The organism is Collimonas sp. OK242, assembly GCF_900107095.1.
GTDB lineage: Bacteria > Pseudomonadota > Gammaproteobacteria > Burkholderiales > Burkholderiaceae_D > Collimonas.
Window position 1 is genome coordinate 1 of sequence record NZ_FNOR01000018.1, and the last position, 23,445, is coordinate 23,445.

21 protein-coding genes and 2 pseudogenes are annotated in these 23,445 nt (G+C 56.6%); 6 read left to right on the plus strand and 17 right to left on the minus strand.

The genetic code is table 11. From position 1 onward, the window contains the following. The 9 genes from BLV81_RS18665 to BLV81_RS18715 all read right to left on the minus strand — a co-directional run. A partial coding sequence (locus tag BLV81_RS18665) for a transposase (RefSeq protein ID WP_143036376.1) occupies window positions 1-251 on the minus strand: 251 nt, incomplete at its 3' end. Between the two features lie 983 nt (window positions 252-1,234). Beyond that, window positions 1,235-1,861, minus strand: a complete 627-nt coding sequence (locus BLV81_RS18680; RefSeq protein WP_143036377.1) for a hypothetical protein — start codon at window positions 1,859-1,861, stop codon at window positions 1,235-1,237. A gap of 59 nt (window positions 1,862-1,920) precedes the next feature. After that, window positions 1,921-2,298: a hypothetical protein gene (locus tag BLV81_RS18685; protein ID WP_369823904.1), complete on the minus strand. Its 378-nt coding sequence runs from the start codon at window positions 2,296-2,298 to the stop codon at window positions 1,921-1,923. Further along, window positions 2,295-3,809 carry an efflux transporter outer membrane subunit gene (locus tag BLV81_RS18690; protein WP_092359064.1) on the minus strand — a complete coding sequence of 505 codons (1,515 nt, stop codon included), beginning with the start codon at window positions 3,807-3,809 and terminating at the stop codon, window positions 2,295-2,297. Before BLV81_RS18690 ends, BLV81_RS18685 begins: the two co-directional genes overlap by 4 nt. Window positions 3,810-3,853: 44 nt before the next feature. Beyond that, window positions 3,854-4,642 (minus strand): Ig-like domain-containing protein, encoded by a 789-nt coding sequence (locus BLV81_RS18695; RefSeq protein WP_092359066.1) that lies wholly within the window; start codon window positions 4,640-4,642, stop codon window positions 3,854-3,856. A 3-nt stretch (window positions 4,643-4,645) separates the two neighbouring features. Continuing rightward, the gene (locus BLV81_RS18700; protein WP_255365345.1) at window positions 4,646-5,875 is read right to left on the minus strand and encodes a hypothetical protein; all 1,230 of its coding nucleotides are present in this window, start codon (window positions 5,873-5,875) and stop codon (window positions 4,646-4,648) included. Window positions 5,876-6,124: 249 nt separating this feature from the next. Further along, window positions 6,125-6,532, minus strand: a complete 408-nt coding sequence (locus BLV81_RS18705) for a cupin domain-containing protein (protein ID WP_092359069.1) — start codon at window positions 6,530-6,532, stop codon at window positions 6,125-6,127. Between the two features lie 74 nt (window positions 6,533-6,606). Next, window positions 6,607-7,086 carry a carboxymuconolactone decarboxylase family protein gene (locus BLV81_RS18710; protein WP_092359071.1) on the minus strand — a complete coding sequence of 160 codons (480 nt, stop codon included), beginning with the start codon at window positions 7,084-7,086 and terminating at the stop codon, window positions 6,607-6,609. A gap of 46 nt (window positions 7,087-7,132) precedes the next feature. Continuing rightward, complete coding sequence (locus BLV81_RS18715; protein ID WP_092359073.1) at window positions 7,133-7,888, minus strand: SDR family oxidoreductase; 756 nt, start codon at window positions 7,886-7,888, stop codon at window positions 7,133-7,135. A gap of 416 nt (window positions 7,889-8,304) precedes the next feature. On the opposite strand from BLV81_RS18715, the gene BLV81_RS18720 reads away from it, so the two are divergent. The 3 genes and pseudogenes from BLV81_RS18720 to BLV81_RS18730 all read left to right on the plus strand — a co-directional run. Then, a complete protein-coding gene (locus tag BLV81_RS18720) occupies window positions 8,305-9,888 on the plus strand; it encodes a winged helix-turn-helix domain-containing tetratricopeptide repeat protein (RefSeq protein WP_092359075.1) in 1,584 nt (527 codons plus the stop codon). Window positions 9,889-9,965: 77 nt separating this feature from the next. Next, window positions 9,966-10,157 carry a hypothetical protein gene (locus BLV81_RS18725; RefSeq protein WP_176992896.1) on the plus strand — a complete coding sequence of 64 codons (192 nt, stop codon included), beginning with the start codon at window positions 9,966-9,968 and terminating at the stop codon, window positions 10,155-10,157. A 519-nt stretch (window positions 10,158-10,676) separates the two neighbouring features. Beyond that, window positions 10,677-10,885, plus strand: a pseudogene (locus tag BLV81_RS18730) (transposase domain-containing protein); the annotation flags it as partial. A 104-nt stretch (window positions 10,886-10,989) separates the two neighbouring features. Here the strand turns inward: BLV81_RS18730 and BLV81_RS18735 are convergent. Then, window positions 10,990-11,382, minus strand: coding sequence for a winged helix-turn-helix transcriptional regulator (locus tag BLV81_RS18735; RefSeq protein ID WP_176992897.1), 393 nt, complete (start codon window positions 11,380-11,382; stop codon window positions 10,990-10,992). A 95-nt stretch (window positions 11,383-11,477) separates the two neighbouring features. Between BLV81_RS18735 and BLV81_RS18740 the strand changes: the two genes are divergently transcribed. Continuing rightward, window positions 11,478-12,062 (plus strand): glutathione binding-like protein, encoded by a 585-nt coding sequence (locus tag BLV81_RS18740; RefSeq protein WP_092359081.1) that lies wholly within the window; start codon window positions 11,478-11,480, stop codon window positions 12,060-12,062. Between the two features lie 275 nt (window positions 12,063-12,337). On the opposite strand, the gene BLV81_RS18745 is transcribed toward BLV81_RS18740, so the two are convergent. The 5 genes from BLV81_RS18745 to BLV81_RS18765 all read right to left on the minus strand — a co-directional run bounded on the left by BLV81_RS18745 (window position 12,338) and on the right by BLV81_RS18765 (window position 18,697). After that, on the minus strand, window positions 12,338-13,189 hold the full coding sequence (locus BLV81_RS18745; protein ID WP_092359083.1) for a carbohydrate ABC transporter permease: 852 nt from the start codon (window positions 13,187-13,189) through the stop codon (window positions 12,338-12,340). A 10-nt stretch (window positions 13,190-13,199) separates the two neighbouring features. Further along, window positions 13,200-14,132 carry a carbohydrate ABC transporter permease gene (locus BLV81_RS18750; protein WP_176992898.1) on the minus strand — a complete coding sequence of 311 codons (933 nt, stop codon included), beginning with the start codon at window positions 14,130-14,132 and terminating at the stop codon, window positions 13,200-13,202. 119 nt (window positions 14,133-14,251) lie between these two features. Further along, a complete protein-coding gene (locus tag BLV81_RS18755) occupies window positions 14,252-15,490 on the minus strand; it encodes an ABC transporter substrate-binding protein (protein ID WP_092359085.1) in 1,239 nt (412 codons plus the stop codon). 47 nt (window positions 15,491-15,537) lie between these two features. Continuing rightward, window positions 15,538-17,505, minus strand: coding sequence for a beta-galactosidase (locus tag BLV81_RS18760; RefSeq protein WP_092359227.1), 1,968 nt, complete (start codon window positions 17,503-17,505; stop codon window positions 15,538-15,540). A gap of 52 nt (window positions 17,506-17,557) precedes the next feature. Next, window positions 17,558-18,697, minus strand: coding sequence for an ABC transporter ATP-binding protein (locus BLV81_RS18765; protein ID WP_092359087.1), 1,140 nt, complete (start codon window positions 18,695-18,697; stop codon window positions 17,558-17,560). A gap of 452 nt (window positions 18,698-19,149) precedes the next feature. On the opposite strand from BLV81_RS18765, the gene BLV81_RS18770 reads away from it, so the two are divergent. Continuing rightward, entirely contained in the window at window positions 19,150-20,172 is a 1,023-nt protein-coding gene (locus tag BLV81_RS18770; protein WP_092359089.1) for a LacI family DNA-binding transcriptional regulator, read from the plus strand. Between the two features lie 807 nt (window positions 20,173-20,979). On the opposite strand, the pseudogene BLV81_RS24370 reads toward BLV81_RS18770, so the two are convergent. Together BLV81_RS24370 and BLV81_RS18780 are read right to left on the minus strand one after the other, a co-directional pair. Continuing rightward, a pseudogene (locus BLV81_RS24370) lies at window positions 20,980-21,163 on the minus strand (LysR family transcriptional regulator); the annotation flags it as partial. A 34-nt stretch (window positions 21,164-21,197) separates the two neighbouring features. Then, window positions 21,198-22,658 carry an efflux transporter outer membrane subunit gene (locus BLV81_RS18780; protein WP_092359091.1) on the minus strand — a complete coding sequence of 487 codons (1,461 nt, stop codon included), beginning with the start codon at window positions 22,656-22,658 and terminating at the stop codon, window positions 21,198-21,200. Between the two features lie 99 nt (window positions 22,659-22,757). Between BLV81_RS18780 and BLV81_RS18785 the strand changes: the two genes are divergently transcribed. Next, a complete protein-coding gene (locus tag BLV81_RS18785) occupies window positions 22,758-23,375 on the plus strand; it encodes a TetR/AcrR family transcriptional regulator (RefSeq protein ID WP_092359093.1) in 618 nt (205 codons plus the stop codon). The last annotated feature ends 70 nt before the right edge of the window (window positions 23,376-23,445 follow it).

Below are 23,445 nucleotides of genomic sequence, written 5' to 3' on the forward strand. Positions count from 1 at the left end.
TCTACATCTCCTCGCAGTTGGCGGTTCTCCTGCTCCAACTGCCTGATTCGTTGTTGCTCGGGCGTCAGCGGTTTGCCAATGCCTGGCTGGCCGGATTGCTCGGCATCGTACTGCTCTACCCAGCGACGCACGGCGGTCGGGCCAATGCTCATGCTCTCGCATACGTGCTGAACACTGAGTCCCTGTTCTTTGATCATTTTGACGACCTCAAGCTTGAAGCTGTGATCGAAAGTGCGGCGTTGCCTTGTCATGCAAATCTCCTCGGATGGTGGATTGTCCACCTATCGAGGTGTCCGGGCAAATTAGACCACTACACCTCGAATGAAACGCGCCCTTCCAGGTCACTCCATGTTTTTTTCTGTTTCCACCCCATCCAGTCATTGGCCATCTCTCGAAATAAGTCTGCGGGGGAGGAGACCACATATGTTGACGACGGCGCTGTGCCCGCAAACCAAGGCGTCTTCACCCCGACATTAAAAACTGTCTCTTCTTTATAACGCGAAATCACTTCAAAAATTAGGAGCGAGCCATCGTCCGACGATTTAAACTCTAGATGATTCATACGCCATAGCTTTCTAACGGTAAACCTAAACGGCGCGAAGCGTCGGTGCTGAGCGACGAGCTAAGCATTCGTCACCCTCCTAAACAGCGCTTCGTCACGCGTTACAAAAAACATTGTCGGTGTCCCGGCCCCAAGCACATGCAGTGGTTGACAGGCTTCTACTTGTGACCAGAACGCATTTGCTAAGTTGTTGCTTGCGTCGAGTGGTGCAAATCCAAAGTGATTTACGAATGCGCGACAGTGGCCGATGGCTCCAGAATTATCGTACACGTACCATTCGTCAAAGCCTGGCATGGGTAATTGGAAAACCTCCGAAATCCGCGGGCTAATCGCCATTCCGCGTTGGTCGCACCATCCGGTTTTTATCTCGGTGTCTGTTGGCCTATATGGTCCGCTATCGCAGGATGCGATGGCTACATACCGTCCTACAACTATTTCAGGAAAGCGACCAATGAGGTCCTTAAGAGAAGGGTCCCAATCCTCCCTCCACTCTACAACCCAATAGCCAGCTTGGGAGCCTGTACGCATAATGTTTAATCCCGCATTAACCTGAGCACTTGTGCGTCAGCGTTGAATAACAAAGCCGGCTGCTTTGGGGCAGTTTCTTCATTGCCCAGTTTTGGCCGACGGCCGCCATCTAGGGGCGGTGCTTGATACGAATCGTCCGCAATATCACGCGATAATTTTGAGCAAGCTCGCCACGGTTTCGGTATGTTCTCTGCCCACTAAGCCGAGATTCTGATGGAAGCGAAAGCGTGATTTCTTTATTTTCGCCGAATCCAGAGCAACGGAAGCACTTCGCACTGCATCTTCCTGTTTTCCCAATTCAGAAAATATCATGGCACGAGCTGCGTGGCACAAGAATGTGTCAACCGGGAACATCATATCGTTGACTCGCTCATCGAGCGCTCCAATTGCGGCCGCATATTCATCACGCATCCTGTTCGATGCAACGAAATATGGGAAATCGGCAAACATCCGTGTTTTGTTGCCTGGCTTATGCCGCTCAATAGCAAGTATCTCTTTCATGACTTGAGCTGCTTCGAAAAGGCGACCTAGTTTCCTGAGCGCGTAAGCACGAGCGCTCAGCGCCCGTATGTCATCAAAGGTTGTCGTCTTAGTGCTGAGATAGCGGTCGACCAATTGAAGCGCGACCTCGGGCTGAAGCTCGGCGATTGTCAGCGCTTGGATTGCAAGATATTGGTCACGTTGGGAGCGAGCGCGAGCTAAGCGCTCAAGAAACTCATCTTCAATCGAAGGATTCCAGTCTTTATTCCGATACCAGTTTTCGTCACTCATCTTGGCCTGCGAATAGTCGTGGAGAAAATTAATCGTCCAATATTGCCACGAAGTAATTATCAAAGCAACATCTTATTCGAAGAGCTCACGAATGTCCGCACTTGGTTCAGATCGTGGATGAAGGGCAGGATCGCCGCCAGCAGCGTGCAAGTGGCAAGCATCCACAATTCGAAGCGGCGAACCGAGAGCGTAACGCCAAACCATGCCGAAAAAGGCATGGCAATGAATTCCCCGGCGCTGTACACCGTGGTAAGCCACGAGGCGTCGTCGAGGCCAAAACCCAGTACGCCGCGTACATCTGCCAGCGCCAACGCGCCAACACGATTGTTCAACCCCGCCATCATGGCGGCGAGGAAAATGCCAACGAGTCCCGCCATGGGGTGTGTCGAAGGCGTGGTCAGGGACGCCGCTGTTTGCGACAATGCAGCGCTACTCATTGGCTGCCCCTTGACCGTGACGTGACCGGCAACACCATGGCAGCCTGCGGCGCGGTTTTGAGTGCATCCGGGTTCCAACCGCCGCCTAGCGACTTGTACAGGTTGACCAAAGTGAGCGTCGCGTTGGTTGCGCTCGCATTGAGACTGGTTTGGCTGGCAAGCAAGTTGCGCTGCGCAGTCAGTACGCTCAGATAGTCGGCAGCGCCTTCCTGATAGCCTCGCTCGGCAGCGTGCAGTGCCTGGCTGTTCTGCTCATACGAAACCAGCAATTCACCGTGCTGGCGCTGTTGAGCGGCCCAGGCATCCAACGCATTGTCCACTTCATGCCAGGCTCGCAATACCGTTTGCCGATAAGCGAGGGCGGCCGTTTTTTGCCGTGCTTCGTTCAGGGCCAGGCGCTGCGTCAACCGGCCACCCTGGAAGATAGGAAGGTAAACCGTCGGGCCGACCGAAAAGAAGCGGGAGTCCCAACTAGCGAGATCGCCAATTTCGAAGGCTTCCACGCCGATTTGCCCTCGCAAGCCGATACGTGGGTAGAAATCAGCTTTGGCTACACCGATGGCTGCTGTGGCGGCATGGAGCTGTGCTTCAGCGCGCAGGATGTCCGGCCGCCTGTGAGCCAATTCAGAGGGGATGCCGACCGGTACGCTGGTCGAAAGCGAAGGCAAGGGCATGGTTTCACGCAGTTGCACATCGAGTGTGCGCGGCTTTTCCCCCAACAACAACGCAAGTGCATTCATCAGGGCGTTGCGATGCTGGATCAGTTCGGGAACCATGGCCTTGATCGTCGCCAACTGCGCGCGAGCGGACGAGGTGTCGAAGCGAGTAGCGACGCCGTTACGCTCGCGGCTTTCGGTCAGGTTGAGGATGCGCCCGGCGACTGTCAGGTTCTGCTGGGCGATGTCCAGTTGCGCCTGCGTTCCGCGCAACTGCAAATAGGTTCGAGCCACTTCGGCGGACAAGGCCACCCGTGCTGCTTCGCGGTCATACGCCGTGGCTTCCACGGCCGCCGCGGCGCCCTCGCGTGCGCGTCGCGCACGGCCCCACAGATCGATCTCCCAACTGGCATCGAATCCAAACTGCCAGAAATCGTTGGGACTGGTAGGCGCTCCCAGTGCCGCGAACTTGCCGTGTTCGCTGAGCGCCTCACGTGCGTAGCTGGCGCCAGCGCTTACGCTGGGCAACAACTGTGAGGAGGTAATACCCAATTGCGCCCGGCTCTGTTCAATGCGTTCGGACGCTATTTGCAGATCGAGGTTGTCAGCCTGCGCGCGTAATTCCAGATCGGCTAATACCGCGTCGTTGAACAACATCCACCACTGGGAGGGAACGTTGGAATCGGAAGGCTGGACGACGTTTGCGTAGTCCGCCCTGAGCGCCAGCGTCACTTCGCCAAGCCCGTTTTCTGGCTTCACAAAGTCGGGGCCAACCGCACAGCCAGCCAGCGAGACTGCACATAGCGTCGCGCTTGCGTACCGCTGTAGTTGTGAAAGCACAGGTTGTGAGGTCATTGCAGCATCCTGTTGAAGGAAGGGATACGGGCCATAGAGCCACGCTACCGGATCGAGGCCCGTACCAAGCGAAACGGGCGCGAATCCACAGCAAAGGCGATCACGGCATCAGCCGCAGGCCCCGGCGGGTTATCTATTGCCGTTTCGAAGTGACCGCCCAAACGATTGCCGGCGGGATCCTCCAAAGTGCCACGGACGACCAGTTGGTACTGGCCGGCCCGCCATGGCACACGCGGGGTGAACGTCCAAACCCTTTCGCCGTCTTTCAGCTGGGCGCGCCCATCGACTCGGTGATTGCGGCTGTCCGCAATCGCCAGGTAGCCGGCGTCCCGGCCATCGATGGGTCCATCCAGCGTCACAACGAGGGCTTGCTTCGACGCGACGCTGATCGGCGACAGCTTCCACGCTGACGGCACCGGGCCATTCTCACGCGCAGCCCCAACGATCCACCGCTGGATGGGATGTCCATCAAGCGCAAGAGCAACCTCATCCCCAGCTGCCAGGATCGGCCCCATCTCTTCTCGCGCATTCAGACCAGTCTTGACGCGTCCGGGATGCATCATGACAGTCAAAATCCTGCCGTTCGGGGACCAAAGCTCCTGCTGAAGAAACGGTTCCTGGATCGGCCTGCCGTCGGCGTGCACCAAGGCGATCCTGGGCAGCACCGGGCCTTCGACCGGCTCCGCAAACTCGATGGAGATGCGAAGCAGGTTCGCCGGGACTTCGGGAGCCGACGGCTGAACCAGCACCGCGTGCGGCGTAGGTTGCGCGGCAGCAGTCCCACTGAGCACAAGCGCCAGCGCTGCAGCGGAGAACAATCGGCCGAGATGCATGAACTACTCCGATGCCTTGATGAATTCCGGGAAGCCCTCTTCCTTCAGCAACATGTCCTGCAGTGGCTTGACGTACTGCAATTGAAACGCGTTGCCCTTAAAGCTGTGTTCTGGGAATGCGTACTCCGAGATATGGTCGGTCAGCCGGAAGCTTAAGCCTTTTCCCATGGACACTAATTCCAGTGAGTCCTTCTCGAGTCGCCGACGCACGAAGACGAATGATTTATCATCAAGGTTGTCGAGTCGCAGCGTACCAACAAGCGGGGCCTGCATCACGTCCAGGCCAGCGATCTGCCCGTACGGCACGATCGTCTCGATGCCTGGCCGGGCTCCTGCAGCCTCGAGTTGAGAGACTGGGATGACGTTCGATACACGGTTAAAATTCACCAACAAAAGAAAATCTTCCGCTTTGCCCTGATCGGTCTTCGTGTACGCGATCATGTCGGCGGGTGTGTTGCCGTAGCCTAGTTCGGCGACAGTCTTGCCGCGGATGTGGGCGCCATCCTTCAGGTCGTCGAGCGGGATGATCACGAGGGGGGTGCAGGTATAAGCGGCCACGAGGTAGGTCTTGCCGCCCCAAGTCGCGAAGTTCATCGCCCGAATTGGCGCCCGCGTTTCGATCAGGTTGTGACCTGTATGGTAGATTTCCACCGAGGTGATCGACTGCGGCGATCCGAACGGGTATTTGACCCGCCGCAGGGTCGACGCGAAATCCTGGTTGGACAAACCGGCGACGAACAGCTCTCCATCGCGCCACTTCATGTCGGTGACAGTGAAACTGCGCTCGGGCGTTTCCCTCCAGAATTTGTAGTCCGTTGTGGGTGCGTCGCGAAGCGCTATCGATGTTGACGCCGCCGCCTTCAGGTCGACGCGCCGAACCTTTTTGTCGCTGGTCACCACGATAAGCGCCGGCGTTTTCGTACGGCCGTAGCTGACGGCAACATACACCTCTGCCGTGCCCGGTCGGACGACCATATCCTCGACAGTAACCTTGGCGCCGCCAACCTGCGTGGAAAGACGCTCCTCGAGGTCAAGCACATTGAATACCGTTCCGGCCGGCTTTTGCGGCGCAGCAGGAAGCGTGATCGCGTGGACACGCGCCGCTTTCCAGTCGGCGACGAAAAGGATGTTGTCAGGCCCTGCAGCGAGACGAGAGATGGATTTCACGTCCGCCGCGGAAGCACTGGCGGAAGCAAGCAACAAGCAAGATATGGCAATGAGAGGAATGCGCACGAACAGCTCCTATTTAACAGATGAAAAACCAAACTCCAGGCAAACGGGGCTAATCGCCCCAGCCTTACTGCGCGGACATTCGTCGTCTTCGTTGCGGCGGGTGGCAAGAAAAGACGGGCTTAGGACTGCCGACCCGCCGCGAAAGATGGCGAATGCGGACATTGGCTGCACCAAGAACGGTGGGACAGGTCAGATCAGTATCTTGGTTGAGTCAGGCGCCAACGCCACCCCACCAGACGCCGACTGTTTTCACTTCACCGGTATCAATACTGGCTTTTTCTTTTCTTTTACAAGAAAAACCAGAAGCTTTGCGGGCGTGGTGGCGCTCGCGTTCCGACCTACCGTATGGATGTCCTCAGGGCCTTCATAGAACGTCTGGCCAGACGTAAGCGTCTGTTCCTTCCCTCCTTTTACTCCCATCACGACGGAGCCCTCCAAGACGTAGATGAAGCCATGCGCATCGTGGCGATGGACCGGGTCGACATTACCCGGCGGGTATTCAACCAGAATCAAGAGCCCCTCTTTGCCGGGGATGTTATTGAATGACTTCTCGAGCAGCGGTGTAACTACAGCATCCCCAGCAGCGGTCGCGTGCTGAGTAGCGACCACACCTGCCATGGTGCAAACCACAGCGATTAGTTTCTTAATATTAAGCATGGCGTTTCTCCGTTTGTTGGCTACCGGCAGGCAGGTTCGGCGCAGCGCCCTTACGCGGCTGCGTCGATGCCTGGTCAGGACAGGCCGGACTTGTCTACGCCGAATGCTTTGTCGTATGTACCGGGTACGAGCCGGAAGCCCACGTTGATGCGATTCCAGGCATTGATCGACATCACCAGAAAGGTCAGATCGGACAATTCCTTCTCGGATAATTGCGCGCGAACATGCTCATAGACGTCATCAGGCACGCCTTGGGCGGGAATCTGGGTCAGGATTTCGGTCCACGCCAAGGCAGCGCGTTCGCGCGGACTGAACAGCGTTGACTCGCGCCAGATAGCGACATGATGCAGCCTGAGCGGCCGCTCGCCATGTATCGTGGCTTCCTTGACGTGCATGTCCACGCAGAAGGCGCAGCCGTTGATCTGCGATGCCCTGATATCCACGAGATCGCGGACCGACTCCTCGATCGCGGAATTCTTGAAGGCAAGGCTGAACTCGACGAACTTCTTGAATAGCTCGGGGGATTGCTTCTGGTAATCGATGCGTTGGGTCATGATGGCTCCTCAATGTGATAAGAACGTAGGTTAATGATTCGCTTGCTCATCCTTGCGCCAATGAGCGGCTGAGCCAGTTGTGGAAACGTGTCGGGCCGATATGCGGGTTGTCGCCCGCGACCAGAGATCGATCATTCAACTCACTGCCGAAATAGCGCGCATGCACGTCGGCGATTACCGGCCTCTTGTCGTTGCGCGCGGCAAGAAACTTGCGCCCAAGTTCGTCGAGAGGGAAGCAATCAGGTCCGGCCACCTCGACGATGCCATTCACCGGTACCCCGACCGCGAGATCGGCCAGCACAGCCGAGACGTCATCCGCTGCGATGGGCTGAATGAGGGCGGGCGACAGGCGAATCGTGTTGCCGTCGGCGCCGGCGTTAACTATGCCTTCGACGAACTCGAAGAACTGCGTCGAACGCAGGATGGTGTAGGGAATCTTCGACGCTTTGATCAGCTCTTCCTGGGCGACTTTTGCCCGAAAGAAACCGCATTCCGGAAGGCGATCGGTGCCAACGATAGAGAGCGCGACGTGGTGCTCCACGCCGGCGTCAGCTTCAGCAGCAAGAAGATTTCGACCGGAGGTTTCGAAGAATTCCAATACGGCCTGGTCCTCAAATGAGGGCGAGTTTGCCACGTCGACAACGACCTGAGCGCCCGCAAGCGCTTCAGCCAGCCCCTTCCCGGTGATGGTGTTTACGCCCGTGCGAGGCGATGCCGCCACAACCTCATGGCCATTGAGACGTAGTCTGTTCACAATGTTCGACCCGATAAGGCCGCTACCTCCAATAACGACTATTTTCATGTTTCGCTCCTCGGTTTAGTGTCGATCATCTTCATTGCGGGGATCGATGGATTCAGTCTGCGCGCCAACTGGGCGGAATGCTTTGCCAATACCTTGGGTTTTCATTGAATTTTGCTTGGAAATTTGTCCACGAGCCGGTGTCGTTTCGGCTGATCTGCGCACCATTTCCAAGAGCCGTGCGCATTTCCAAATGACGAGGCGTTGCTCAAGCTGTATTATTTAGGATTGCGCAACATCGGCAAGATATGGGTGATGCCGGGCGATGCCGATTCAGAACCGGAAGGCGGTGCTGAACCGGTTCACCATCCGCTTCGATGAACATATGCCGCGGCATTAAACGATTTCCCGATGACACAAAATCGCGGACACACTCTGACCACGTTCCCGGCGCATGAGCACGGGACAAGGAACTCTGAATGCTATTAGTGTTTGACGACTGCGTGCTCGACCTGGACCGGCGGGAGCTCCTGCGGGCGTCCCGGGTCATTGCAACCGCGCCTCAAGTATTCGACCTGCTGGCCTACCTGGCGGAGAGCCGCGAGCGCGTCGTCAGCAGGGACGACCTGATTAATACGATATGGGCCGGCCGAATCGTCTCGGAGTCGACCTTGGCCAGCCACATTAACGCGGTGCGCAAGGCGGTCGGCGACAGCGGTCAGCAGCAGAGCGTGATTCGAACGGTTGCCCGCAAAGGATTCCGGTTCGTCGCCGATATCAGGAAAGTAAAGTCATTGGATGGCGTTGACCTTTCTGGCACCGAGTCGGCCGCATCGGTTCAAGTCTCTGCATCTGCGCCAGCCCTGCCTGCCAAACCGTCCATTGCTGTCTTGCCGTTCGTGAACTTGAGCGGAGACCAGGAGCAAGACTACTTGGCTGACGGCGTGGTAGAAGACATCATCGCGGCGTTATCGCAGTATCGCTGGCTGTTCGTCGTCGCGCGTAATTCGAGCTTTACCTACAAGGCCCGAATAGTGGACGTGAAACAGGTCGGCCGTGAGCTGGGTGTTCGTTATGTGCTGGAGGGCAGTTGGCGCAAGGCAAAAAATCGTGTGCGCATCACGGTTCAGCTGATCGATGCGACAACCGGGGCACATCACTGGGCGGGCCGTTTCGAAGGCGTGCTTGGGGACATCTTCGAACTGCAGGACCAGATTACCACGAGCGTGGTCGGCGCGATCGCTCCTGAGCTCGAGCGGGCGGAGATCGAACGTGCGAGGCATAAGCCAACCGAAAACCTTGACGCCTACGATTACTATCTGCGCGGAATGGCCAAGTTGCATCAGGGCACCAGGGAGACCATCGACCAGGCGCTGCCGCTCTTCCACAAGGCAATGGAGATCGATCCGGATTTTGCGTCGGCCTATGCGATGGCGGCATGGTGTCACTGCATGCGGAAGATCAATCGCTGGATGACCGATCGCCCACGGGAAATGGCGGAGGGCGTCCGACTGGCTCGCCGCGCCGTGGAGTTGGACAAGAGCGATGCGGTTGCGCTCACCAGAAGCGGCCATGCGCTTGGCCATCTTGCCGGCGACCTCTCGGGCGGCATTGCATTGCTGGACAAGGCACTCGTGCTCAATCCGAACCTCGCAGGAGCCTGGTTCCTCGGCGCGTACCTCAGAATCTTGCACGGCGAAACCGATACAGCCATCGAGCACCTTGCATGCGCCATGCGTTTGAGTCCCCTCGACCCGGAACTGTACAGAATGCAAACCGGAATGGCGCTCGCGCATCTCTTCATGGAGCGATTCGACGCTTCGTCGTCATGGGCAGAGAAAGCGTTACGGGATTTGCCGAGTTTTCTGCCGGCGGTCGCCATCCTCGCGGCGAGCCATGCGCTTGCCGGACGGATGGCCGAAGCGCAGCGTGCGATGGATCATTTGCGCCAGCTCGACTCTACGTTGCGTCTCTCCAATATTGCAGATTGGCTACCGATCCGCCGGCCGGAGAATCTCGCCACATTTGTGGACGGTCTACGCAGAGCGGGGCTGCCGGAATAAAGGAGAGCCGCAAGGACGATTGTGAAGGCATTCTTTTGGGGGTGACCAAGCACTTCCCGAAAGGATTAGACAATCGTATGCGTGATAAAAATGGCGAAATCCGCAAAAAGCGGGACGACACCCAAGTAGGAACATCACGCAAGCAATATGGAGACAATTTCGCGAAAGGGTATAGCACCTTGAAGAAGTCGCTCGCTTTGCTCAAGAAATTCTCCGGGGATTGCCTTGAGTTCAATTCTGGAATTGTGGCGGAGCTCGGCATTGCTTAGAAAAGGGGCATTTGGCGGTCTGATACTTGTCTTGTCACTCCGTCAGCTCACCCTAGCAAAGCCGCGCCCACAAAGGGCTCGACAGTCTATGTTGTCCGTTTTGACTAAAAATTTAAAAATCGAGATTGTCCCGACAGACTTTGCGGCCAATCTCTTAATTTTTCTTTTCCATAAAAATCAGATACTTATTAAATGCGTTTCCGACAGACTTTATTGTTCGCTTTCAGGAAACTGGGAACGTCAATTAGTTTCGGATACACATGGCCTAAATAAGCTGAAAAGCCAATACTGACGCGCTGTATCCGAAACTATTGTCCATCTGGTGGTCCGTCAGAACAAAGACACTAACTACGGCGGCAGCTCTAATTGAAAATTATTAGTCGGCCTTGAATAATTCAGTTTTCCAGAAATTGGCTTAGCCCACCAACATTGATGAAGATCATCGCCACGGGTTGGTTGAGCAGCAGTCACCGCAGAGGCGCAAGTACCACCGGCAACTGCTGGCAGCCAGTGTCGGCGGCCGAACGCGCTTTGCGTGGCGTGGCCATCGACCGACGCAACTTTCTGTTGCCGGTGCCGACAGCGGCGGAGCGCGCGCCGCCGCGCTCTACTCGCTGATCTGTACGGCCAAGCTCAACGGGGTCGCCCCCGAGGCTTGTCTGCGTCATGTGCTGGCCAACATTGCTGATCATCTCGTCAATCGAGTCGACGATTTCCTGCCCTGGAACGGCGTTGCGCGGCTTTCCAGGGCTTGCAAAAACACGCCGCTTATCAGCGGTGTGATGCCATCGCCTGGCAATTCGATGCCACCAGACTCAAGGCAGCACTGGCTTTATGCTTGGTTTGTGTCGTCATTCGTTTCGTTGTTTGCGTCGTAGCGCAGGCGATTGTCGTACAGTGTATCTAAGTTCGCGAGCGCCCATTTGGCCAGTTCCCGCACTGGTTCGGACAGTGAATGTCCGAATGGCGTCAGAGCATAGTCGACCTGCGGTGGCGAGGTGGCGCGCACCGTGCGTTCGACCAAGCCGTCGCGCTCGAGCACCTTTAGCGTGCGTGTCAGCATCTGTTGCGAGATCCCGTTGACCTGACGCCGCAGATCGTTAAAGCGGCGCGGCTGGTCGCGCAGCACCACGATGACCTGCATGCTCCATTTGTCGCCGACCCGGTTGAGCACTTCGCTCACTTGGCGACAGTGACGGGTAGTGGGCAGTGTGGTCACACTCATATGACTTGGCCTCAAAAATATGCGTTTTTGTAGAAATTCAGATAGTCTCATACTAGGTCCTGGTCAACAATCCTGACTTAACACAAAGGACATTCATGATTCTCTACTACGCTCCCGGCGCCTGCAGCCAAGCCTCACACATCGCCCTGATCGAGGCGGAAATATCCCACCGGCTCGTCAAAGTTGGACGCGACCGGCGCACCGACGACGGCGCGGACTTCAATCTTATTAACTCCAAGGGTTATACCCCGGCGCTCGATCTGGGCGACGGTACGATCCTGACTGAGAACCTAGCTATTCTCGTCTACATCGCGGAGAAGTCGGGCAAGCTTCTGGCTAAAGGCGGTGTGGAGCGCTGGCGCGCTCTGGAAGCGACGACTTTCATGACCACCGAGATCCATCGCAACTTTATGCCTTTTTTCCGTAATGGAACCGCGCAGGAAAAGGAGAAGGCCGCGCAGACACTGCTTGTGCGCTTCGGCACTATCAGCGAGCAGTTGGGTAACAAAGCGTTTTTGGTGGGCGAGCAGATGACGATTGCCGACTGCTATCTGTTTGTCATGCTGTCGTGGGCCGCCATGATGGGCATCGTGCTACCTCAGCGGCTCAGCGATCATCTGACCCGGATGAAGGGCTTGCCTTCGGTGACCAAGACGCTGAGCGCAGAAGGACTCGCTTAGCGCCGGCAGCGTTGGATAGAGCGGGGACGTACTGTTCCGTACAAGGTGCCGAACACCACCATAAGGCGACTCGCGCCTTATGGCGAGGGAATCCCTGCCCACCGTGACCAGTGATTTTAAATTTCTGTGCCGGTTTCAGTCATAGCGACGTACAGCGCTCATAGAAAGCCGTTCGGCAATAGACGTTGAGATTGCCAGTACACGCCTGACTGGGCAAGCTGGCATCAACCGGGCGTGCTGGGGCAGGTCCAGTTGTAGGCGGCACTAATAGCGACTCAGCCCTTACTGGCCCCGAATGTAAGACCAACGACAAATTGCTTTTGCATCAGAAAAAACAAGAGTACGGACGGTATCGCAGCTAGAATCGATCCGGCCGAGACCAGATTCCAAGCGGTGGTCCATTGTCCCTTAAGCGCTGCCACGCCAACTGTAATCGGTGCCACATCGTCGCCCTGGGTCAGGCACAGCGCCCAGAAATAGTCGTTCCAGACAAACGTGAAGACCAGGACGGCCAGGGCCGCCAGTGCTGGCCGGATCAGCGGCAGCACGATACGATAAAAAACCGTCCATTCCCCAGCGCCCTCGATGCGCGCCGCTTCAATCATTTCGTAAGGCAATTGCTTGATAAAGTTACGCAGAAACAGCGTGCAAAAACCGGTTTGCATGGCGACATGGAAAAGAATCAGGCCACTCACCGTATTAAACAAGCCCAGCGACACGGAGATCTCGCGCACGGGAATCATGAGAATCTGCTGCGGCACAAAATTGCATGCCACGAAAGTAGCGAACAACAACGCATTACCCCGGAATTTGTAGGTCGACAGCGCATAACCGGCCATGGCGGCCAATGCAATGGCGCCGATCACCGACGGTATGGTGATCAGGCAGCTGTTCCAGAAGTAATGCGACATCGGCGACGCGGTGAGCGCTTCGCGATAATTATCCAGCATGGCGAAATCTTTAGGCCAGCCCCAATAATTACCTTCCATCAGTTCGTCGGTAGAGCGTACCGAAGTCACCAGCACTGCCAATATCGGCAGCAGCCATATCAGCAAGGCGACCGGCAACGACAGTTTGTACAGGATGCGATTGGACGCCTTCCATTTTTCTATGGGCATGGGAAACATGGCAACTCCCTTAGCGTTCATCGCGCAGCAGGCGGCGCAATTGATAAACGATGTAGATCAGCATGATGGCGAACAAGGTGACGGCAATCGCCGCCGAATAGCCCTGGCGATAGTATTTGATGGCTTGGTCATAGGTGTAATAAGCCAGCACGGTCGAGCTTTCGAATGGACCGCCGCTGCTCATGACGGAAATAAGATCGAAACTGCGCAGAGCGCCGATGATAGTCACCACAAATGCCATGAAGGTTGTCGATCTGAGTTGCGGAAGAATGACATAGCGCAGCATGCTCCAGCCTTTGGCTCCCTCCATGCGCGCCGCCTCTACCTGATCGACGTTAATTGAGGTCAGGCCGGTGAGAAACAGAATCATGCAATACGCGGTCTGCGGCCAAAGGGCGGCAAAGATGATGCCGAACGTGACATAGCGCGGGTCTCCCAATACGGGTACGCCATGCCCCAGCAAGAGCGTCAGCAAGCCAAACGTCGGATCATAAAACCAGCTGAAGATCAGCCCGACCACGACCCCCGACAAAACAAAGGGCGCAAAAAACAATGCCTTGATCAAGCGTATGCCGCGCACCTTCTGATTCAGATAGAGCGCCGCGATCAGGCCGGCCGGCGGCGCCAGCAAAAACAGCAGCAGCCAGGTCAGGTTGTTTTTCAACGCGACATGAAATGTCGGTGCGTGCAACATCTCGATATAATTCGCAAACCCGATGAACTCGGGTTTCATCATGCCATCCCAATTAAAGAAACTGAGATAGATTGTGTAAAATATCGGGTACAGCACATACACGGCCGTCATCAGGCAGGCAGGCGCAAGGAACCAGATTGCGGCGCGGTTCCGTCTGGAGGCAGTGCTGCGACGGCGCGGCTTACTGGCTGCCGCAAGATCGGAAGGCTGCGGCCTTGCTGGAATAATGGCAGGTGTTTGGGCGGACATGGCAATCAACTCCCGTTGAACCGTCTACAGCAAAAAAAATGTTGCGCGAAAGCGCAACCGCACAGTAATGCAGCGGTTGCCCCCTCGCGGGTACTGATGAACATCCGTTAGCAGGCAGCTCACGTTTTCTTGTAGATGCGCTTGCGGCTTTGTTCAAGTTCATTGAGGACTTCATCGAGCTTGCCCGGATCGCTGATGAACTTCTGCATGCCCTTCATGCCTTCATCCGCCATTTCCTTGGTCATGTCGCGATCATAGAATTGCGCGATGCCACCCTTGGTGTTCGACAGAATCTGGAAGCCGATGCGTGAAATCGATTCGGTCGGTTCCGGTGCTTTGCTATTCGCCGGCAACGATCCCAGCCCCTCGGCAAGCTTGGCGCTGATCGCCGGCGTGCCGACAAAGGCGAGGAAACGATGGGCGTCAACCTTGTTGCGCGCCTTGCTGGGGATATGGATCGATTCTGCCGGGCCGTCCTCGGCGGTAGGAATCTTGGCGTCGATGATCGGGAACTGGAAATATCCCATGTTGGCAGCCAGTTTTGGCGGGAATCCCTTTGCAATGAAAGTCCCCATCAGCATCATGGCCGCCTTGCCCTGGAACAGGAACGGCTGGGCGCCGTCGAGATCGTAAGACAGCGAATTATCGATGAAGTATTTGTTGTCGATCAGGGTTTTCCAGGCGCTGTAGACTTTTTTAACGCGCGCATCGGTGTAAGGGATTTCACCGGCCATCAGCTGCTGATGGAAAGCGTTGCCGTTCAGGCGTAAATCCAGATAATCAAACCAGCCTGCCAAGGTCCAGGAATCGCGGCCACCGACCGCGAACGGGGTAACGCCGGCCGCCTTCAATTTGTTGCAGGCATCGAGAAACTCTTCCCAGGTTTTCGGTTCTCCGGCAATGCCGGCGGTCTTGAACACGTCCTTGCGATAAAACAAACCCCAGGAATAATACACAGTCGGCAGTGCGTATTGTTTGCCCTTGTACGACGAGGCATCCTTAGTGGACGCATAGATCTCATCCCATTTGTTTTTCTTCCAGTCGTCGCTGAGGTCTTCCAGCAAGCCGCGGCTGGCGTAGAACGCCATGCGTTCGCCGTTATGCCAATTGATGACGTCCGGCGCCTGGGTTGACAGCCAGCCCGGCAGTTGCACCTTGTAAGCCTCCTCCTCGACGAATGCCGCTTTGATATCTACATCCGGGTTGGCCTTCTTGAATTCGTCCAGTGTCGATTGCCATACCGCGCGTTGGCTCGCGCCTTTGTAGGCGATATTGACGGCCAGGGTTCCGGCTGCGGCCGAACCCAACGCTGAAACCAGCAAGGCTGCCAGTAAACTTGTGCAAAACAGCTTTTTCATACTTGTCTCCTAGTTATTGTGGCTTATAAAACGACCTTACCAAATTTTCAATTCCGCCTGCGATAAATGGCGACTCCCTGTGCTGCAAGCGGGCTGGCGCCGACAATGAATTCAGCATGCTCGCCATGCGGCACAACACATGACTGATTACCGTAATTGAAGGCGAACGTCAGCCCGCCCCGATGGCTGATGCGCAAAGTTTCCGGCAAACGCTCCGGCGCCAGGCCGGCAGCAAGCGCAGTCCGCTCGAAGTAGTCGCAGGTGAAATCGGCATCGAACACGCCGGCCAGATAGTGCAAGCACTCATATTGCACTATCGCAGGATGGCCGTCGCCGAACGCGGCGACGACCTTTACATTGTCCCCGGCCTCGATCAGGTCGCGCCAGTGATACGCCTTGCCGTGCCGTCCGCCGCACTCGACCGGTTCCGTTATACCAGGTCGCATCGATTCGACCCGCCATACGCGTATCGGCAGTATTTCCTGCAGAGGCCCTGGCGGCAGATTCGCCGGTATTTGCAAGGACTCGGTCTTGGAGCCGCTACGCGGTCCGAGCAATACCTGCGCCCCGCTCGCCCTCAGGCGGGCGGCCAGGTCGGCCGGCAGCACCGGCAACGGCGGCACCACGATCATGGCGTAGCCATCAAGCTTTGCGCTGAGCGGAAGAATATCCACATCCAGGCCAAGCGAACGCAAGGCAGAATAATATTCGAAGGCGATCTGCGGATAATGAAAATCCGCCCCCTGCGGATGGATCTCGAACAGCCACTTGGCGGCGTAATCGAACAGCAGCGCGACCTTGCCGCGCGGTTGCTGCAGCGCTCCCGCCGCCAGCTCGACCTGCTGTATTTCCTCGGCCACGCGCTGCGCTTCATGGCCGCCGATATCGAGGCGATTATCGGGCGTATTCAAGCCCGCATGCATTTGTTCCTGGGCGAACGGTACTTGGCGCCAGCGGAAGTAGGAGACGCAGCCAGCGCCGTGTGCAAAAGCTTCCCAACTCCACAGGCGCACCATGCCCGGCAGAGGATTCGGATTCCATTGCGCCCAGTTCACCGGTCCCGGCTGCTGCTCCATCACCCAGAACGGTTGCGCCGACATGCCCCGATACAGATCGTGATTAAAGGAAGCGAAGTCAGGATGGCCGGTGCGCAGCCAGCGGGCTTTGACTTCCGGCGCGAACCACAGCTCCTCCAGAGCGCCGAGCGGGTAACTGTCCCAGCTGGCGACATCGAGATCCGCCGCCACCGGATAGTGGTCGAATTCGGTAAACATTTGCATGAAATTGTGCACCATGAGGCGTCCTGGCGCGTGCGCTCTCAGGATATCGACTTGCATGCGGTTATAGCGCAGCACTTCATCGGACGCAAAGCGGCGGTAATCCAGGCGATGCGAAGGATGCGCTTCGGTCACGGTGCCGACCGGCGCATCGATTTCGTCGAAACTGCGGTACTCGGCGCTCCAGAATACGGTGCCCCAAGCCTGGTTGAGCGCGTCTATGGTGTGATAGCGCTGCTGCAGCCAGTGGCGAAACCTCTGTTGTGCCGAGGCAGAATAACTCACCACGGTATGGTGGCATCCATATTCGTTATCGACCTGCCAGGCGGTAATCGCCGGATGCCGGCCATAACGTTCTGCCAGGAGAGTGACGATGCGTTGCGATTCTTTGAAATACGACGGCGAAGAGAAATCATAATGGCGGCGCGAACCGAAGCCCCGCGCCCGGCCGTTGGCATCCACCGGCAGGATATCGTCGTGCTGATCAATCAGCCACTTCGGCGGCGTCGCCGTCGGCGTGCACATGATCACTTCCAGACCTGCATCAGCCAGTACCTCAATCGCACGGTCCAGCCACGCCCATTGATATTGTCCCGGCGACGGTTCGATCCGGCTCCAGGCGAATTCGCCGATGCGCACTTGCTTGATGCCCAGCGCCGTCATGCGTTGTGCATCGCTGCTCCAGATCTCTTCGGACCAGTGTTCAGGGTAGTAGCAGACCCCTAATCGTATCGACATGAATCTCACTCCGTAGTTGTGATCGTTGTTGTAATCATTGTTGCGATGCCTGTCAGGCAGCCATTGCCGCAGCGGCCGGCTTGGCAAAGGCGACGCCGCTGGCGTCAAACAAATAGGCGCAGGCGGCGTGAACGCCGAAGCGCAAGCGCTCGCCGCGCTGTATCGGAGTGTTTCCTGGCGCCTTGGCGACCAGCGGCTGGCCGCCCGGCTGCTCCAGATGGACGTAGGTCTGCTCCCCCAGGCGCTCAACCAGGATCACTTCCCGCGTCAAACCGGCAGATGCCGTGTCGCTGCTGTCGAGATGTTCGGGGCGAATGCCTAGCGTCACCGCTTGTCCTTGCTGCAACGACTGATCGAACGCGTGCACCTGCACTGTTTCGTCTGTACCAGGCAGCCGTACAGTCACCTCACCGGGACCGATACGGGTCACCACCGCCGGTATGAAGTTCATCCGCGGCGAGCCGATAAAACCGGCGACAAATCGATTCTTCGGATGGTGATACAGCTCCATCGGCGTACCCACTTGTGCAACGCTGCCGAAAGCCGCGGTATCGGCGCCGGCATGCAGCAGCACGATACGGTCGGCCAGGGTCATCGCTTCGACCTGGTCATGCGTCACATAAATCACGCTGGCGTGCTCGAATTGCCGATGCAAGCGCGCGATCTCGATACGAGTCTGGCTGCGCAAGGTAGCGTCGAGGTTGGACAGCGGCTCGTCGAACAGGAACACGCCCGGCCGGCGGACGATGGCGCGGCCGATCGCTACCCGTTGGCGCTGGCCGCCGGACAATTCCTTGGGTTTTCGCTGCAGCAGTTCTTCAAGCTGCAAGATGCGCGCGGCCTCCCTCACCTTTTGTTCGATTTCCGCCTTCGGCATTTTGGCGAGGGTCAAACCGAAACTCATGTTTTCGAACACCGTCATGTGCGGAAACAGCGCATAGCTCTGAAACACCATGGCCACCGAGCGCTGCGCCGAAGGTACATCGTTCATTGGCTTGCCGTCGATCAGCAGCTCGCCGTCGCTCGGATCTTCGAGGCCCGCAATGATGCGCAACAAAGTAGATTTGCCGCAGCCGGACGGTCCCAGAAACACACAGAATTCGTGCTCGCCGATTTCTAGGTCGACATTGCGAATGATGGGAGCGGCGCTACCATAGGATTTTTGCAGCGAACGCAAAGAAATGCTGGCCATAGGTCCCTTTCCCTGCGGAAGTTGACAAAACTAGACTGTAAAATCGCCCAAACAAGCAGCGTCGGTTAGCGCCGCGATCCCAGCCGTTCAATCTGCTTGAACCAGCTGATGGCTTGCATGCCGCCTGGTTTGAACGGGAAAAGGGTAATAGGTTAAGCGCTTAACCTATTGTTGCAAAAAAAATGCTGCTGCTTTTTTTGAACTTCATTGATATTGTCTCCACGTTGTTATTCTGAGAATGACGCCGTTGGTATCGATCATTTCGCTTGATAATACCAACCTTCTTTTTTCTGTGCAATCGAAATTGCGGCACAGTTCAACGCTGAGTTTGCAACTACATTTGCAACCCCGAGCGCTACCATCGGCTGGGTGATTCAATCCGTGCGATATGCCTCGTTGACAATGTCGGTGATAGACGGTTGAATACGAGAGCTCAAATTTTCCTCCACCCCATGCCTACTCTTTCTGAAGTCGCCTCCCTGGCCGGCGTGACGTCCGCGACAGTCTCCAATGTCTTGCGCAAACGAGGCAAGGTCGGCGAGCAGACCCGCTTGCGCGTTCTCGCGGCAGTCGAACAGTTGGGATATCGTCCGCATCTCACCGCTCGCGCGCTGGCAGAAGGATGTGCGCCAACACTGGCCCTGATGGTATCCAGCATTGCCAATCCTTTCTATCCCGAATTTGCACTGGCCGCTGAACGCGCAGCGCATGCCAACGGACGATTTCTGATTGTATGCAACACCAATGACGACCCGGCAACGGGGCGCGCCTATCTCGACCAGATCGCAGGCACCTTGTCCGAAGGCGTGCTGGTAATGAACGCCAACCTGTCCATCGACGACCTGAAGAAAACCGAGCAGCGTGGCGCTCCGGTGGTACTCTGCATGTGGGAAAAATTGGATGCGCCACCTGAACTGCCCTGCATCGCCGTGGATTTTTTTGAAGCAGGCGCGATCGCAGGACGCCATCTCATCGGCTTGGGCCATCAGCATATTGGCGCGCTGGTTGGCAGCAAGGTCAACGGCATACACGCCGAACGCTACAAAGGATATCTGTCCGCCTGCGCCGCAGTCGGACAAAAACATCCTCAGAACCGCACGCGCTACATCGAAGACTCGGTAGAGGCCGGCTATGAAAGCGCGAAAGCCTTGCTCGAGGCGCATCCGCAGCTGACCGCCATTTTTGCCAGCAATGATCTGCCGGCGCTTGGCGCTTTGAACGCCGCGGCCGATCTGGGATTGAAGGTACCTCAGGATATTTCGATTATCGGCATCACCGACATTCAATGGGCGCGCCTTTCCCGTCCGGCCCTGACGACGGTGGCCGTGCCGACAGTCAGTGCAGCCGAGATGGCCATCACGCTGCTGCTGGACCTGATCAGCAAGCCCGGCCAATCAGCTGCAATGCGTATCACAGCAACGCCCGAATTAATAGAACGCGCATCAACCGGTCCGGCCAGGACAGCACGTGAATGAACTCATCTGGCAACTGAGATATGTCTGCATTCGACGAGGCCAGAAGCAGTCGTTGAAATTCCCTCTTTTATTTGGATGAGCGAATGTGCCAGTTTTATTTGAATTTAATTCATCGGTAAGCGTGGCGTCATTACCATATTGACGTGGGGCGCCATCTGATGCGCCCAAATCCATGGCTTCTTTGGTCCCGGCACTCGGCTTTTCGAATTTTCGCGGAATTCACTCGGCTTGCCGCTGTACGATGATTTTTTTCGGCTCGGTTGACGGGCGGGCGGGCCAACTCAGCAAGCAAACGAACACTTCCGCAGCCAAATCGGGTTACTACTTGCAAATTGAAGGCGTCCATATATGAACCCCTCGGACTGGGCCAAGGTTGTGACTGCGTCCCGACGTATCGAAACGGTTAGTTTTCGACTTTATTTGTTGAACGAACGCCGAGTCCCCGAGCTTGCGCTGATGTGTTTTCGACTTTGGACAATATGTAACTCGATTCGCATGGTCTGGAATCCGCATGGATGCTATGGTCATGTTTTCGACTTTAATAGGTCGGAATACCTATTGTGAGAACATCAATTAGTTTCGGATACACATGCCTTAGATAGGCTGAAAAGCCAATGCTGGCGCGCTGTATCCGAAACTATTGTCTTTCGTAAAAAATGCTCCCCCTGCGCTAAAAAAGTGGGATTGAGATAGTAAATTCCAATCTTTCGCATATCGAAAAGCAGACGCGGTATCTTGATTTGGTCGGAATGGGATCTTGCCAAGTACCTTGACAGTGGCCGGCTGCCGTTGATCTTCCATGCGTATACCCGCCCAGGTCAACCGCGTGCGTCGTGTCGTCCGTTCGAACAACTGCGCGGCCAAAGTGGGATTCCAGTTCCTTGATAGACCGCTACAACGGCGACTGCTCGATGCGCAATCGCTCGGCCGCACGGGCGAAGTGTAATTCTTCAGCGACGGCGGCAAAGCAGCGCAGGTGGCGAAGTTCCATATATTCTCCTCCATCTCCGCTAGCGCGTACTTTGCTATCTGATAGCTACCGCTTCGGATTCCTGGGGTTGCCAACCTCCGCCAAGTGCCTTGAATGCCGCGACCGCAGCGCGGGCGGATTCGGTTTGCGCTTGCGCTCGCATATCGGAGGCGCGTAGCAGGTTCTCATCGGCTTGCAGGACTTCGATTAGGCTGACGACCCCTTTCTGGTATGCCGCAAACGAAGCCCCTCTCGCTCGACTGAGCGAATCCACACCCTGACCGAGTATGTCGGCCTGATCCTCGCGTTTTACCAGGGCCGAGAACGCGTTTTCCACGTCTTCGGTAGCACGCAGCGCGGCGAGCCGATAACCGGCTAGCGCCTCGGCTTCCTGGCCTTTGGCTAGGTCAATCTGGGCGTTGATGCGGCCGAAGTCGAACAGACGCCAGCGAAGGCCCAGCACGCCGGCGGCTTGACTTGCGCCGCTGGTGAACAGGTTGCTGCTAGATAAAGATGTCGCGCTGCCGATCAGTCCGCTAAAGGAGAGCTTGGGGTAATACTCGGCGATTGCCATGCCGATGCGAGCGTTCGACGCAGCCAGACGGCGTTCGGCCACGATCAGATCGGGCCGACGCCGGAGCAAATCACCTGGCGATCCGGTTGATGCGATCTGTGGAGCGACCGGAATAACGCCAGCATTTGCCAGCTCCTTCCGGTGTGTACCGGGCGGCGTGCCCAGCATCACGTCCAGCGCATTCATGGCTGTATCCAGCCCTGTTTCGAGGACCGGTACAGATGCCCGCACCTGGGCGAGCGCACCCTCGACCTGCCGCACTTGAAGTTCGGCTGCCAATCCCTTGCCATAAAGCAGATTGATAGTTGAGAGTAGTTCCTGTTGCGTTTGTACCTGCCTGCGAGCAACGTCTAGGCGAGTTTGCAGTCCACGTATACTGATGTAGATGTCAGCGGTCTGCGCCGCCACCGCCAATCGTGTCGCCGCCGCGCCAGCCTCCGAAGCCTGATACTCGGCCAGTGCTGCCTCCCGTCCGCGCCGCACGCCACCGAATACGTCCAGCTCCCAGCTTGCGCCGAGGTTGGCCTCATAGGCGTTGCCGTAACGATCAAAATTGGGCCTTGAATTCAAGACTTGCCCCAATGGCGTTTCAACCGATTGATAGGCTCGCGCACCCTGAGCATTGATGTTGCCGGAAGGCAGCAACGCGGCATTCGCGGCCCCGAGTCCTGCGCGCGCCTGAGCGACGCGAGCGGATGCTTGCGCAAGATCCAAATTCTGCTCCAGCGCAAGCGTTACGAAGTGGCTCAATTGTGAATCGCCAAAGCTTCCCCACCACACAGTGAAATCGGCAGTGACGTTGGCATGCCGTTGCTCAACTGCCGTTTGACCAAGGTAGCGATCTGGCATGGGCGTGTCAGGCCGAATGTAATCTGGCCCGACAGCGCAACCCGTTGAAAGACTGGCGGCGACTAACATGAAGAGAGTGTGTTTAAGTAGCATGGGAATCTTCCGCGACGTAAAAGGAAAAATTATGCGGTGACTATATCATGAAATCGTCACTCGTTGTGCAAATCGAACAGAAGAGGTAAGCTGTTGAATATGAGCAAAGCAACCACTAATCCGGGCTCAGCCCGAGGCCCAGTCGATCACGAAGTGCGAGATCAAATTGTTGTCGCAGCTACCGAGCACTTCCGCCTGTACGGCTACGAAAAGACCACCGTCTCCGACCTTGCCAAGGCCATCGGCTTTTCCAAAGCCTATATTTATAAGTTCTTCGAGTCCAAGCAAGCCATTGGCGAACTGATTTGCGCAAATTGCCTGCACGAGATCGAAACGGATGTCAGAACAGCCGTTGACGGAGTCGACCGTCCGCCAGAGAAACTTCGGCGCATGTTCAAGACAGGCGTCGAGTCATGCCTCCGCCTGTTTTTTGAAGATCGCAAGCTCTATGACATTGCGGCTTCGGCTGCCACCGAGCGTTGGGAGGCGGTGCGTGCCTTTGAGGAGCGTATTCAGGCAATGCTGCAGGACATCCTGCGCCAGGGGCGCGAGACAGAGGAGTTTGAGCGCAAAACGCCGCTCGATGAAACGGCGACGGCGATTTACTTGGTCATTCGCCCCTATCTTAATCCGCTGCTTTTGCAGCATAGCTTTGATTCGGCGGATGATGCTCCAGCGCAACTATCTAATCTGGTGTTGCGCAGTCTATCGCCGTAAATGCCAAATATTACCGTGACCATTGACATAATTAGTCACTAGTCCCAAAATAGAAATCCTATTTAGCTCT